Source organism: Companilactobacillus bobalius (genome assembly GCF_009764355.1).
This window is the reverse complement of the sequence record NZ_LNUA01000031.1, coordinates 141,131-155,354: the sequence shown is the minus strand read 5'-3', so window position 1 is coordinate 155,354 and position 14,224 is coordinate 141,131. Positions and strand designations below refer to the sequence as shown.

Sequence of the window (14,224 nt, the reverse complement as noted above, 5' to 3'; positions counted from 1 at the left end):
AGCCGAAATATTACTGCTGTCAACTAACGATAAATACTCACCTTCCTTATGGTTAACACAATTCAGTATAACAACGCTAAATAATAAAACAACCAATCTAGCGTAGTAAACGTTTCCAGGGTAGAATTAACTTCAGAATGTCCGGAAAACGATTAGTATATATTTATAGGTACAGAAAGGTGACACTTAATGACTACTATTTATGACCTAGCAAAAAAGACCGGGATCTCCAAATCGACTATTTCTCGAGTCGTGAGCGGCAACGGTTACGTAAGTGAAACTAAACGCAAAATCATTCTTGATGCAATGCATGAAATGAATTACATCCCTAATCAAGTTGCCAAGAATTTACGTAAAAAACGAACAAATACGATTGGATTTCTTACTAAAGAGTATTTCCCTTTAGTTGGAGATTTTCTTAATTCATTTACCAAAATTGCTGCTGAACATGGTTATAGTGTCAATGTTTATTTCACCCAAACAGCAGATAACGAATTAAAAACTCTTAGGTTACTGACAACTCACGCTTTAGATGCTGTTTTCATTCTCACTAGAATCAATTCATGGGATACTATTAGCTCCTATGCAAAATTTGGTCCTATATCGACTTGGCATCGAGTCAATCGTCCTAATATTTATTCTAATTTTATCGATCACTATCCTATCTATTATCACGTAATGAACCACCTTTACGATAACGGTCATAAGAATATCGGACACGTCTTATCTAGCTTGAGAAATGCTAATACAAGGGCTCGGACAAGAGCTATTGATGATTTCAAAGCTTCTTACCCCGACAGTAATCAAGACTTTCAACTGTTCTACCATACTCAAACAGGGACTGGTGAAGATGCCGCTCAAAAATGGTTAGCTGCTAAAAATAAACCTTCTGCTGTTATTTTTTATGCCGATTTTGTGGCCGCAGAGTTTATTTCTACTTTGCGGAAAAATGGAAAAAAAGTCCCCGATGACTGCCTGGTAGTCGGAAGTGACAACAGTGAAATTGCCCATATGATGAACATGCCTACCATTGACCTCTGTTTTAGAAATCAAGCACATAATGCCTTTATTTACTTATATAACGAATTAAATTCTGATCGTTTGTCTTATGAAAATCAAAATCCCCATTGGGTCGATGCTAACTAATTCTTTTAAATTTGTGCTTGACCTGGGACCAATCCCACATCGTAGTATATAAATGTACTAAGGAAGAGGTCATGACAAGCCCTAGTTACTAATGATTCAGTGGAATAATCATTGTAGGCGGATGATTGTTGAAATATGACTTCCGATAGTTGCAGACAACCATAAGAATAAATACCCCTTTATTCTAAAAATTCAAAAAGTTACTAAGTAGATTAATACCATCTGCGACTACCAAATCCATTAATATATATATAAATAATCAGGCATTAATGTATACAGCCAATACATTGATGCCTGATTATTTTTGTTGAAGTTTTCTTAGTTAAAATCGTCTATTGAATATTTTATGGACTATTTTTATATAATAGAATTATTAAATTCACTGTTGGAGGTTTTTATGACTGATTTATTTGCAGATGGAACTATCTCTATCCATGGGGCTCAAGAAAACAATTTAAAGGATGTCAGTTTAGATATTCCTAAACATCGAACGACCGTTTTTGCTGGCCTTTCTGGATCTGGTAAATCCTCTTTAGTTTTTGATACATTAGCCGCTGTTTCCCGACGTGAATTGAATGAAACTTTTCCTAGTTTCACCCAACAATATTTGCCTAAATACGGTCAACCTGAAGTGAACCGAATCGACAACTTACCAGTGGCAATTGTGGTTGAACAGAAGCCTATTGGTCGTAATTCTCGATCTACTCTGGCAACCTACACCGGCATCTATTCCGTCTTACGTTTGATGTTTTCTCGAATTGGACAGCCTTGGGTTGGGTATTCTGAATGGTTTTCCTTTAACCTACCTCAGGGAATGTGTCCAAAATGCCAGGGATTAGGATTTGTTGACGACGTAGATGAACGTCAATTAATTGATCCTAATAAGTCACTCAACGAGGGTGCAATGACTTTTGCCGGCTTTCAACCTGGAACTTGGCGTTGGAAGGAATATGGTAACAGTGGCCTATTTGATTTAGATAAGAAGATCAAAGACTATACCGATGAAGAATACGATTTATTTATGCACGCTCCGCAACAAAAATTGAAAAATCCACCAGCAAATTGGGGCCGTACGGCGTTATATGAAGGACTGGTTCCACGTATGCTTCGCTCTGTTATTCATAGTGCCTCAGGTCGTCATCACGAAGCTGCTTTATCAAAGATTGTCACTCGAAAACCTTGCCCAGTATGCCATGGAACACGTCTGAACAAAAAGGCTCTAACTGGTAAAATTGCCGGCAAAAATATTGCAGAAGTCAGCGATATGGATTTAGTAAGTGTCCTAAAATTTTTGGATAATATCCCGGACCCCAAGGCTAAAACAATGGTGCGTGAACTACATAGTAAAATTCAAGCTTTGGTCGACATCGGTTTAGGTTATCTTTCCCTTGGCCGTGGAACTGATACTCTATCTGGTGGAGAAGCTCAACGAATTAAAATTGCCAAATATTTGACGAGTTCCCTATCCGATTTAGTTTACGTACTCGATGAACCAAGTGTAGGACTCCATCCTCACGATATTAAATTAATTACCCAATCCTTAAAAAAGCTCAAGGAACATGGCAATACCATTATCCTAGTTGATCACAACCCTGCCATTATTTCGACAGCAGATTATGTCGTGGAAATGGGACCACAAGCCGGCAAAAATGGTGGTCAAGTAACTTTCACTGGTACCTACGACGAACTATTACAGTCAGATACGATTACGGGTAAAATGTTGCGAGAAAAAATCACTTTCCCAAAGCCTCGTGAACCTCAATCTTGGCTAAATGTTAATCATGTAACTTCTCATAATTTAAAAGACGTATCTGCCAGAATCCCTCAAGGTGTAATGACCGTGATATCTGGACCAGCAGGTTCTGGAAAAAGTACTTTAGTCCAAGCTTTCAAACAACAAGTTTCTGATCAAGACTATATTGATTTGAGTCAGGATTCTGTAGGTTTGAATATTCGTTCTACACCTGCAACTTACTTGAACATTTTAAATCCTCTACGAAAGCTTTTCAGTAAAGCCAACAATGGCGTTTCAACACAACTATTTAGTTATAACGGTAAAGGTGCTTGTCCCCGTTGCAAAGGTAAAGGTGTGATGATCACCGAGATGGCATTCATGGATCCAATCGTTCAAGAATGCGAGTTGTGTCATGGGAAACGTTATAGTCAAGAAGCACTGCAATACACTTATCATGGCAAAGATATTTCTGAGGTTCTAAATCTTTCTATCAACGATACCTTAGAGTTTTTCAAAGATGTGCCAGATATCTACAAAAAGGTTAGTCTACTCCACCAAGTTGGACTTGGTTATTTGAATCTTAGCCAGTCGATGACCACTTTATCTGGTGGTGAAGTGCAACGTGTTAAATTAGCAATGGAATTGAATCATACCGGTCGAATCTATTTCTTAGATGAACCAACAACCGGATTGCATTTACAAGATACTCAACAATTGATTGATTTATTTGAAGGATTGGTTGATAAGGGAAATACATTAATTCTGATTGAACATAATCTAAAATTAATTTCACGAGCCGATTGGTTAGTTGATATGGGACCTGATGCTGGTAAATTCGGCGGTCAAGTTTGTTTTGAAGGCCATCCAAAAGATAGCTTAAACGACAAGAACTCTCGGACCGGTGCTGCATTAGCGGCAATAATTTCTTAGTAGATTCAAAAAGATCACCTCATTTGAAGTGATCTTTTTTATTATCCAAGAAATTTCATCATCTGAAGCCAGTTAAAGGCTAATTCAATCCATTTAGCTGTCCAAGAATTTAAATACTTCTTTTTGCCTGGTTTCTGAGTTACATAGGTTCCAAACGCCAATCCATGAATTCCTGAACCAAAAAGATGATACTCGACTGGAACGTTCAAATCATTCAATCGATCGACATACTTAATTGTATTGACAACTTTTACTAATTCATCAGTCTGCGTCTGCCAAACAAACGCCGGCTTCGATTGTGAACTCACCAGTTCTTGAGCTTTCCACAGATTCTTATCTGCTGTAATTTGATTAAGTACTTTATCATCATCTGGAAAGCTTCCCTTGACGGTCATATCGATGACTGGATAGCCTAAAATAATGGCCGCATGCTGCCCTTGATACTGATCCAAATGATACTTTTGACGCAATTTAGGATTTGTTGCAACGCCGTTATAAGTTGCTACAATGTTCCCTCCTGCTGAAAATCCAGCTAAAATTATTTTGTCTTTATCAATGTGACGTGCTTCCGCCTGCTCAGTAATCCATTCAATAGTCTTAGACATTTCTTCTAAGGCCATTGGATAAACTGGTTCATTACCAATTAATTGATATTCCAAAACTACCGCATGCATACCATACGAATTAAATCTTAGAGCTATTGGTTCTTCCTCTCTTTGAGAATGAAAGGTAAAACCACCACCTGGGCAAATAATCACTATCGGATAATCAACGTCTTGTCCAAAGTCATCAACTTGATCAAGCCAATATCCTTTAACCTTAAAATCGTGATCAGAGATAGTGAGATTGTATTGTTTCGTCTCCATATCTTCACGTTCTTCCTTAACTTATTAAGCCATTTTTACATTCAAATTCATCGGATCGGCTTTCTTTGCCAACATTTTGTCGGTAAAACCAAATAGATAAACTAATACGACTGAGATTACAAGCGTACCATAATGCGAAATCAAATATCCATAAAAATTACTACCGATACCAACACCTGGTGTGATAAAGGCCGGGAATCCGATTAAGGAGCCCGATAAGGCATAGTTATTAACTTTCAAGAATCCAGTCAAAGCGCCACCTAAGGCACTGGCGATACTTGCAACTACAAAGATTCGTTTATATTTCAAATTGACACCATATAGAGCCGGTTCAGTTACACCACAAAATGCTGATATCGCAGCAGCCAAGGAAACTTCCTTGAGTTTCTTATCCTTAGTCTTCAAGAAGACAGCTAGAACAGCTCCCCCTTGAGCAACCATTGTAATTGAAACGATGGCATTGATGTAACTGTGACCATTTGTAGCAATATCGTTGATGATAATAGGAATAAGCCCCCAATGAAGTCCAAAGATAACCATTGTTTGATAGACACCACCCAAAACCAATCCTGAAAGTGTAGGACTGAAACTGTAAATAGCCACTAGTCCATTTGAGAGACCTTTGCTCAAAACAGTGATAATTGGTCCGACACCAATGATAATTACTAAACTTAAAATTAAAGCTTCAATGATTGGAACAAAGACACTTCTAAGATAAAGTGGAATGATTTTCTTCAAAAATTTTTCTACATACTTACCTAACCAAGCAGCCACGATAATTGGGAAAACCGATGAAGTGTAAGAAACTAAGGTTGTTGGAATTCCTAAGAATGTTGTGCTGGCTGTACTGGCCTTTCCCGCCATAGTGACAAGACTAGGATAAATTATAATTCCACCGACAATGGCTAGGACAATTGGATCTGAACCTAACTTTTTAGCTGCTGTAAATCCTAAAACAACTGGCAAAAAATAAAAAGTTGCATCGCCAACTGCATTCAAAATAACATAAGTACCACTAGTCGTAGATAGCACTTTGAATCCTGTTAATGCTGCCAGAATTCCTTTTAGAATACCAGAACCTGCTAGGATTCCAATAATGGGAATCATTGATGCTGTTAAGACGCCAATGAAATTACTGATCCCACTTTTAACATTTGACCACAAATCTTTAGGCTGGTTGGCTTCTTTAGTCGTTTGGGCTACAGCTTCCGCAGTTGCTGAATTATTAGCATATTCTGATCCAATCTGTGCTATAACGGCGTCATAGACATCTGTAACGGCTTGTCCGATAACAACCTGATATTGACCACCAGCCTTAGCTACACTGATGACACCATCCATATTCTCAATCTTTTGATCATTTGCTTTAGTATCATCCTTCAAATAAAAACGTAGTCTAGTTATACAGTGGATTAAACTATTAATATTTTCCGTTCCACCAACATTTTCCACAATATCAGCTGCAAGTTGATCATATTTACCATTACCAATTTTAATTTTTTTCTTTGTAGCAACTGCCTCAATAGAAGCAACAGCTACTGTTGTACCAGATTTGACATCTTGATCGAATTTGCTGGTCATCAATTGCTTTAAAATATCATTACTATTAGTGATTGCTAAAATAACTGTTTTTTGTTTACCAGCATCTTCAATCATCTTCAAATCCATTTTAACAACAGCTTGCCCAGCCTCGATCTGGTCGCCCTGACTAATTAAAACAGAGAATGGTTCACCCTTTAGCTCTACAGTATCAATTCCCAAATGAATTAAAACGTCTACACCATCTTGGGTCTTAATACCGAAAGCATGTTTAGTTTCAGAAACAAGCGTAACTGTTCCAGTAACTGGCGAAACAATATTACCATTTACCGGTTCAATAGCGAATCCCTGTCCCATCAATCCTTGAGAAAAGACAGGATCCTTTACTTGAGAGAGCTTTATCAATCTTCCGTCAACAGGAGCTGCTAATGAAACTAATGTTTGATTATTCATAACATTCAGTCCTTCTGAAAAATAATTCCATTATTTGAGTACGCTTACATTATATAAAGCGATAATTCAATAGTCAATATTTATGCGAATAAATTTCAAAGTTAATATCGAATATATATTTAAGATTCTAATTCTATATTCCATTGGTCAATTTACATCTTTACTTGTCAGATTGAATCATATCGACATTTATTTCTTATTGGTACATCCAGCAGATAAAAAACAATAATATTATCCATGTCACACTGTATATCATAATTTCGATTTAATAATCGTAAATATTAAATCCACACGTCCCTTGGGTTTCACTACGCATGATTAGAGTAATTTATGTATGTCATTTTACATATAAAAGGCCTATTCCACGAGGTATAATTGCATAGTTTATGTCCTAAATACAGGAATAAGGAGCACTAGAATGGATTTAGCCTTTTTAGAAATGATTCTATTACGTTTTACGTTAATAACCCTAATCATTTTTATTATCATAATTGTCATTTACTATTGGAGATCTAGAAAGACGAACAACAATTATTTAGAAAATAAGGACTTCAATTTAAGATATTTTATTCAAAAACAAGTCGATCATAATGAAAGGACCATCGGTTATGAGTGTCTTTTACGTCAACAAAATTCTGACGGATCATGGACTCTTCCTAAACAATTAGATTCCTTACCTTTACAACGAATCGTTTTTCTTTTAGAGGACACTTTTAAATCTTTACCAACTGAAAAAATTCGGCTTTCAATCAATCTTGAATACAATCAGATTATTAGTTCAGATTTTCAATACTTTGTTCGTTGGGCCATTTCTAAAATTGATCCCATGCAACTTTCTATTGAATATACTTCTGCGTATGGTCCTAAATATATCAATCGTTACTTATTTGAGAGTCGTATTAAAGATGCAAAAAAATACGGTATGGAATTTAGTATCGATAATGTGGGTTCTGAAATGAAAAGCCTTCGTCAAATTGAATGGATGTTGCCTTTCGTTGATACTATAAAATGTTCCATGCGTAACTTTCGAAAAGAAGATCCTAATACTTGGTTAGATTTGAATTTACAATCATGGAATAAGATTTCTAAAGAAAATAATATTGAACTAATTTTAATGGGAATTGAAAATCAAGCTGATGAGGATCTGGCTAAATTTTTAAAAATTAAAACTCGACAAGGATACCTCTTTGGTCATCCTGAAAATCCTAAGAAATTGCGAGTAAAGACTGATGTCGAAAAAACAAGAAAATAAACAACAATTATATACTGATGAATACTTTGAAAAGGGTCATTGGTTATTAAAAATCCGTCAAACTCTAATGAGCTTAATCGGCTGGTTAGCGGTTATTATCCCAATCGTTATAACGATAACCTCCTTTTGGGCCAGTTTTAATCCCAGAGTCCCCCATATTTGGTCATATCATGAAGGTATCTTAGAGATTAAATTCATTGGCATCATTCTCCTTTTTGCTTTCGTTATGTCAGGTATCTTTTCCATCAGTATGACTATTATCCAAAATCGGAAACGTCAACGTCTTGTTCAACAATGGCCCACTTTCAATCCTATCAATCAAAAAAAGCGTGAAAACACGATTGACACTTTCATCGATAAACGTTTTGGCAATAAAGAATTTCGAGAAAATGTCCGAACATACAACGTCCAACCTGAACAGAACCTTGATACTGATGAAATACACAAATTATATGATGAATATCATATCAATGACTTAGACTAGGAGAACAGCATGCATAACATATTCATCGATCATTTATTTGAATCAACCACTTTAGGTACGATTCTCAATATTTGTCTTTTAATCCTTTGCCTCTATCCTATTACTGGTTCGTTTTTATGGTTCTTTGGAGCGATGTCCTATCGTTTTATCAAAACAGATAAGGAAGACAACACTTGGAAAGCTATTCCACCTAATAAGCAACCAATGATAACTATCATGATTCCAGCTCACAATGAAGAAGTTATGATTGAAGAGACCATTACTTACCTTTTTGAAAATTTGAATTACAGTAATTACGAAGTTTTAGTTATGAACGATGGTTCCACCGATACAACGGCAGAGATCATTCAACGTCTTCAGGAAAAGTATCCTCGTTTACGTACAATCAATATCATCAAAAACAAAGGTAAAGCGCACGCCTTCAATATCGGCATGCACTTTGCTAAGGGTGAATATATTTTAAGTAACGACGCTGACACCATTCCTGAACCAGATGCATTGATGAAATATATGAATTTTTTCATTCATGCACAAGATATGAACACCTCTGCAGTTACTGCCAATATGGACGTTCAAAATCGGTCATCTCTTTTGGGAAAATCACAGACAGTTGAATTTTCCAGTATTGTCGGCGTCATCAAAAGAAGTCAAAGTTCGATCAATGATTCCATGTACGCCTACAGTGGCGCCAATACTCTATATAAGAAGGACTTTCTAATCGATGTCGGTGGCTTCCGTCAAAATCGTGCTACTGAAGATATCAGTATTGCTTGGGATCATCAAACTATTGGTGCCGTTCCAAGATTTGCCCCTAATATTGTCTTCCATATGAACGTTCCAGAAACAATCCGTGATCTCTACAAACAACGCAAACGTTGGGCTCAAGGCGGCACAGAAGTTTGGTTAACTAATTTGAAAAAATTTATTTTCCATCCTATTAAGAGACGTTATCAAATGTCGATGTTTTTAGATTCAACCTTGTCGATTATTTGGTCATTCTTCTTCGTTATAACCTCCTTTGCGTTTATCTTCTTAATGATTTGGTTTGCCATCCACGGAAACTATGAACGAATTTTCCATGCCTTTGCAATTTCTTTCATTTTTGTCAGTTTCGAAATATTAGCTGGTCTATTACAACTCATTACTGCACTGTTACTCGACCACCATGCAGCAAAAATGAAATACGTTCTGTTTGCACCACTATATATTCTTTTCTATTGGATGGTTAATCCCATTACCGTCGTTATGACCTTCATTCCAGCTATGAAAACTATTCTAGGTTTCGGATCTGGAACCTGGGTCAGCCCTAAACGGAAAAGTTTACAAAATAAGTAACTCTTTAATACTAGAAAGGATTACTATTTAAATTAGATTTGTATATCAACGAAATAGTTATATATCTTGCCTTGTCAGGCTAGACTATTTCACCAGATTATCACTAAAAGAGGTGTTCATACTAATCGTCAAAATCCGGCTGATATGAACACCTCTTTAATTTAAAAACAGAATATTATCAAATTACTTATTTCGGATAAAATAGTCGAAACGCTATTTAGTCTGGAGTAAAAGTTGAAAATGCGGTCAGCTGTGAGATCATTGTTAGCGGCTTTGCCGGTTACAATGAGGCCGGACTTGAAGATCCATTATTTTGCACGGAGTGTGAAATAATTAGCTTCAAGCCGTGCCCACAGCGTTCCACCAGCATTTTCAACTTTTACGGAAGACGGGTTAGAAGAGCCAATATTGGACTTTTAGTCATGAAACATTTATCATAATTGAGATATTTCAATGATTCTAAAGGAGTACTTACTCAATATGAAAAGAAAATCATGGATATGGCTATTGATCTTAGCCTCAGTCGTATTAGTAATTACTAAGAATCCTAAACTGATGACACAAGTTAAAGAACAAGTACGTGAAACTAACATTAAGCTTCAACCCTACCTATATTCATTACAAGCATCTGTCAACCGCAAATTAAGCGGAAAAACTAAAACTACTGATAATAAACAAGTTGGTAAAACCACTACTCCTATGGAAAGTCCTTTAAAAAATGTGACAACTTCTGATACATATTACTTTCATTTCAAGAAGAACGTTCCTCAATCAGTCCGTGATGTCTTCACTACCGCCGTCAACGCATATAACGACACCGGTATTGTTCAACTAATTCCAGGAAGTGCTGAAACTAACAAAAACAGTATTACCTTTTTTGTTTACCATAAGAAAATAGAAAATATTGCTTCTAATACTGTTGAATTAGGAAATGGTGGTCCATCAGCATTAGTAATCAATCACTATGCAATTAATACTGGTCAAGCCGGTTTAAATCTAGATTACCCCAATCTATCTATTAAAGAGTCAGTCGCTCTGCATGAACTAGGACATGCTCTAGGTTTAGCCCACAGTTCAGATACTAATTCAGTCATGTACCCTATTGATCAAGGTGTCACAACCTTATCCAAAGGAGACATCGAAGGATTAGAAAATATTTATAATCAATAAAAAATTCCACTAATTTATTTTGAATTAGTGGAATTTTTTTATGCTCTTTTTTCTCTAATACCTTTGATCCAACGTGGTGAATAACCGAATTCTAAAGATATTTCTTGGTTCGTCATATCATCTAACTTACCTGTACGAATGGCTTCTTTTAAAGCGACCCGATCGTACATTTTCATAGGCAATTGTAACTGCGTCCCCCTAAATAGCTCATATATCTTCAATAAGTTATCTTCTCCAACTATGTCGTATAAAGCTTTATACGTTGGATGTAACATATCATAATTTAATTTGCTGCGCATTTGCACTCCCTCCACAACGATATTTTTTTCTAACATAATTAAAATATCAAAAAATGCACAGCACTAAAAATACATTGTATATGTAAGACTACATGCATAATTTACTGTGCTTTTAAAGTGAAAGTAACGTTATGTTCAACATTTTATCAAAGCTATCACGCGCCGCTACAAGCTTATCATTAAATCGATCATTTCCTATGTGAATAATTTCTCCAATAATTAAATTACGTAACATTCTAGAAATTATTAGTTGTAATTTTTGGTCCTCAATGAGAGAATCCAATAATTTATTTAATATTTTAAGAACTGCAGGTAGACCATTATTTGAAGTTTTATCATAATCCTCATTTGCAGGAATACTTAAAACTTTTTGAACTACTAAAAAATGACTCAAAGAAAATTGAACACTGACATTTGCAAAGGTCTTTATTGCTTGTTTGCCAGACAATCCTAAAAGATCTACTTCTAATCTTTGTGACAATTGATTATAAAAATCAATCGCTACAGCGGTCTTAATCGCCATTACATCGGGAAAATAATTATAGATAGCCTGCGAACGTGTTCCCAACAGCTTACTTAACCTAGTAAAAGTTAAGGATTCTTGATTATTTATAATTTGAACCGCCGCTGCAACAATCTTTTCTTTTGACAAAGTATGTACGGTCAAAATTTGCCTCCTGCTTATAATTACAATATATCTAATAATCAAATTTAATTCTAGTTAGCTTTAATAAATTCTACAATTAATAACCACTATCTTTTCAATGACAAAATTATAAAGATTACAAAAATATCTTTAACTCCAGATATCGAGTTTTTCATTCTTATAAAAATAATCGTGATCATGCTGCCCAATCGGCCTCAATACTTTGCATGGTGTCCCCACTGCTACAACATTGGCCGGCAAATCTTTCGTGACCACACTACCTGCACCAACTACGGTATTATCACCAATCGTCACACCAGGTAGGACCGTCACATTTGCACCTAACCAAGCATTCTTACCAATATAGACAGATTTATTAAATTGATAATGCTTCTCTGATCGTAAAGGTGGATAAACTGGATGCCCTGCCGTTGCAATTGTCGCATTAGGACCAAACATTGTATTATCTCCCACAAAAATATCCCCATCATCAACTAACGTCAAATTGAAATTAGCATAAACGCCATTGCCAAAGTGAACATGTTGCCCACCCCAATTAGCGTAAAATGGAATTTCAATCATACAATCTGTCCCCATTTCCGCAAACATCTCTTTTAACAACTGCGTACGACCTTTGAAATCACTTCTCTTTAAAGCATTGTAAGCATCATTTTTTTCTTGAGCAATAATTTGTTGCTGCATTAACTCTGGTTCATCTGGATTATAAACTTTCCCTCGTTGCATACGTTCTATATTTGTCATTTTATCTCCTCTTATTTGTAAGCGATTACTGTGATTATAACAAAAAAAGACTTCATATTTTATGAAGCCTTGCGATTCAAATGTTCACGTCTGAAGAGATACAACAGAATAATGATAACTAAGATAATCAAAATGAGTGCTGTTAGCATAATACTGTGAATTCCTTGAAAAAAGATTTGTCTCATTTCAGGAATCAAATGTTGTGGTAAGTATTTGGCATCAGCAGCATTACTCAACTTGTTCATCATTGCCATTGTAATACTACCGTGACTTTCTCTAACTCCACGCATCAAAGCAATATTCAAAATAACTCCATAGATTGAAGACATGAAAGTTTGGCTCAAGATTCTAACTAAATAGGCAAATGACGTTGAGATTGGTACATCTCGTGGTTCAACATCAAATTGAACAGCAATCAATAAAGCATTGAAACAAATACCTACACCAAATCCTTCAAAAACGCCCATGATCAATAGAAAAGTATAACTGGCAGTTTGTTTTGCAAAATACAATCCAGCAAACGAGATCAAGAAAGCAATTGCCCCGATACCTATGATCGAATAACGACTAATTTTTCGCTGAATCAGAGGTTCTAACTCGGAACCAATGAAGTTAGCGATTGCTCCGGGAATCTGCGTCATACCACCTATTAGAGCGCTCAAGCCCATAATTCCTTGTGCCCACATTGGAATATAGATATTGAAGGCTACGAACGATCCCCACAATAAAGCAAACAAAATCAAATCGATTACTAGTTTCTCATTTTTAAACAAGCGATTAGGTACGATAGGATCGTCAACCCGATTCTCAACTCGTGACATCCACAATATCAATAGTAGTCCCACGATGATAAACCCTAGTGTGACAAAGATTGAGGAAACACCTAACAATTGAATACCTACTAAGATTGAAGATAATCCTAAAACCATCAAGATGGCCCCATGATAATCAACTTTAGCATGATTGAGCTTCTCTTTGATTTTAAAGAAGAAAGCGATAATGATGATAGAAAGCAATGCCAAAGGTAAGTTAATATAGAACACCCAATGCCAGCTGAAGGTATCAACGATCCAACCACCAATTAAAGGACCAATAATTGATGTTCCACTGAAACCAGCCGAGGCAATTCCGATAACTTGCGAACGACGTTTAATATTCTTAAAAATTTGTGAATAGATAATGAAAGGAATCGTGTTCATCCCTCCGGCACCAATTCCCATAATACTTCTAGCGGTAATGAACCAAATAATATTAGGAGCTAATCCTTGGAATAGCGCTCCGATCATGAAGACAATCGTTGCTGTGATGTAAGCAACTTTGTTTCCACGTTTCTCACCAAATTTACTCCATAACGGTGTCGAAACGGCCATCCCCAAAAGGAAAATAGCAACGATCCAGCCCATATATTGAATACCATGCAAATCACTAATAATTGCTGGCAAGGCGGTATTAATAATAGTTGCGTCGAGTCCAGCCATCATGTTCGACAAAACTAATGCGAACGTAACCAGAATTTTTCTATTCCTACTCATATCCTTACTTCTTTCCCCTACAAATTCCATAAAAAATAAGACCCACACAGAGTGCAATGTCTTATTTCTACAGCG

The 14,224-nt window shown here is 36.1% G+C and carries 12 protein-coding genes; 6 read left to right on the top strand and 6 right to left on the bottom strand.

Features of this window, described 5'->3' with window-relative positions:
• The first annotated feature begins 189 nt into the window (after positions 1-189).
• Complete coding sequence (locus ATN92_RS05250) at positions 190-1,146, top strand: LacI family DNA-binding transcriptional regulator (protein WP_056953461.1); 957 nt, start codon at positions 190-192, stop codon at positions 1,144-1,146.
• Between the two features lie 397 nt (positions 1,147-1,543).
• The gene (locus ATN92_RS05245) at positions 1,544-3,811 is read left to right on the top strand and encodes an ATP-binding cassette domain-containing protein (protein WP_056953460.1); all 2,268 of its coding nucleotides are present in this window, start codon (positions 1,544-1,546) and stop codon (positions 3,809-3,811) included.
• Between the two features lie 41 nt (positions 3,812-3,852).
• Here the strand turns inward: ATN92_RS05245 and ATN92_RS05240 are convergent, their stop codons facing one another.
• Positions 3,853-4,677 (bottom strand): alpha/beta hydrolase, encoded by an 825-nt coding sequence (locus ATN92_RS05240; protein WP_056953458.1) that lies wholly within the window; start codon positions 4,675-4,677, stop codon positions 3,853-3,855.
• A 24-nt stretch (positions 4,678-4,701) separates the two neighbouring features.
• Positions 4,702-6,669, bottom strand: coding sequence for a PTS sugar transporter subunit IIABC (locus ATN92_RS05235; RefSeq protein ID WP_056953456.1), 1,968 nt, complete (start codon positions 6,667-6,669; stop codon positions 4,702-4,704).
• Between the two features lie 418 nt (positions 6,670-7,087).
• On the opposite strand from ATN92_RS05235, the gene ATN92_RS05230 reads away from it, so the two are divergent.
• From ATN92_RS05230 to ATN92_RS05215, 4 genes are all read left to right on the top strand, one after another.
• Entirely contained in the window at positions 7,088-7,921 is an 834-nt protein-coding gene (locus ATN92_RS05230) for an EAL domain-containing protein (RefSeq protein ID WP_056953454.1), read from the top strand.
• A complete protein-coding gene (locus tag ATN92_RS05225; RefSeq protein WP_056953451.1) occupies positions 7,899-8,405 on the top strand; it encodes a hypothetical protein in 507 nt (168 codons plus the stop codon). The genes ATN92_RS05230 and ATN92_RS05225 overlap by 23 nt, the downstream gene beginning before the upstream one ends.
• A 9-nt stretch (positions 8,406-8,414) precedes the next feature.
• On the top strand, positions 8,415-9,740 hold the full coding sequence (locus ATN92_RS05220) for a glycosyltransferase family 2 protein (protein ID WP_056953450.1): 1,326 nt from the start codon (positions 8,415-8,417) through the stop codon (positions 9,738-9,740).
• A 480-nt stretch (positions 9,741-10,220) separates the two neighbouring features.
• Positions 10,221-10,910, top strand: a complete 690-nt coding sequence (locus tag ATN92_RS05215) for a M57 family metalloprotease (protein WP_056953448.1) — start codon at positions 10,221-10,223, stop codon at positions 10,908-10,910.
• Between the two features lie 38 nt (positions 10,911-10,948).
• On the opposite strand, the gene ATN92_RS05210 is transcribed toward ATN92_RS05215, so the two are convergent.
• From ATN92_RS05210 to ATN92_RS05195, 4 genes are all read right to left on the bottom strand, one after another.
• A complete protein-coding gene (locus ATN92_RS05210; protein WP_056953446.1) occupies positions 10,949-11,209 on the bottom strand; it encodes a hypothetical protein in 261 nt (86 codons plus the stop codon).
• Between the two features lie 112 nt (positions 11,210-11,321).
• The gene (locus ATN92_RS05205) at positions 11,322-11,876 is read right to left on the bottom strand and encodes a TetR/AcrR family transcriptional regulator (protein ID WP_056953444.1); all 555 of its coding nucleotides are present in this window, start codon (positions 11,874-11,876) and stop codon (positions 11,322-11,324) included.
• Positions 11,877-12,005: 129 nt separating this feature from the next.
• Positions 12,006-12,617: a sugar O-acetyltransferase gene (locus ATN92_RS05200; protein ID WP_056953442.1), complete on the bottom strand. Its 612-nt coding sequence runs from the start codon at positions 12,615-12,617 to the stop codon at positions 12,006-12,008.
• A 59-nt stretch (positions 12,618-12,676) separates the two neighbouring features.
• Positions 12,677-14,149 carry an MFS transporter gene (locus ATN92_RS05195; RefSeq protein WP_056953439.1) on the bottom strand — a complete coding sequence of 491 codons (1,473 nt, stop codon included), beginning with the start codon at positions 14,147-14,149 and terminating at the stop codon, positions 12,677-12,679.
• Positions 14,150-14,224: the final 75 nt, after the last annotated feature.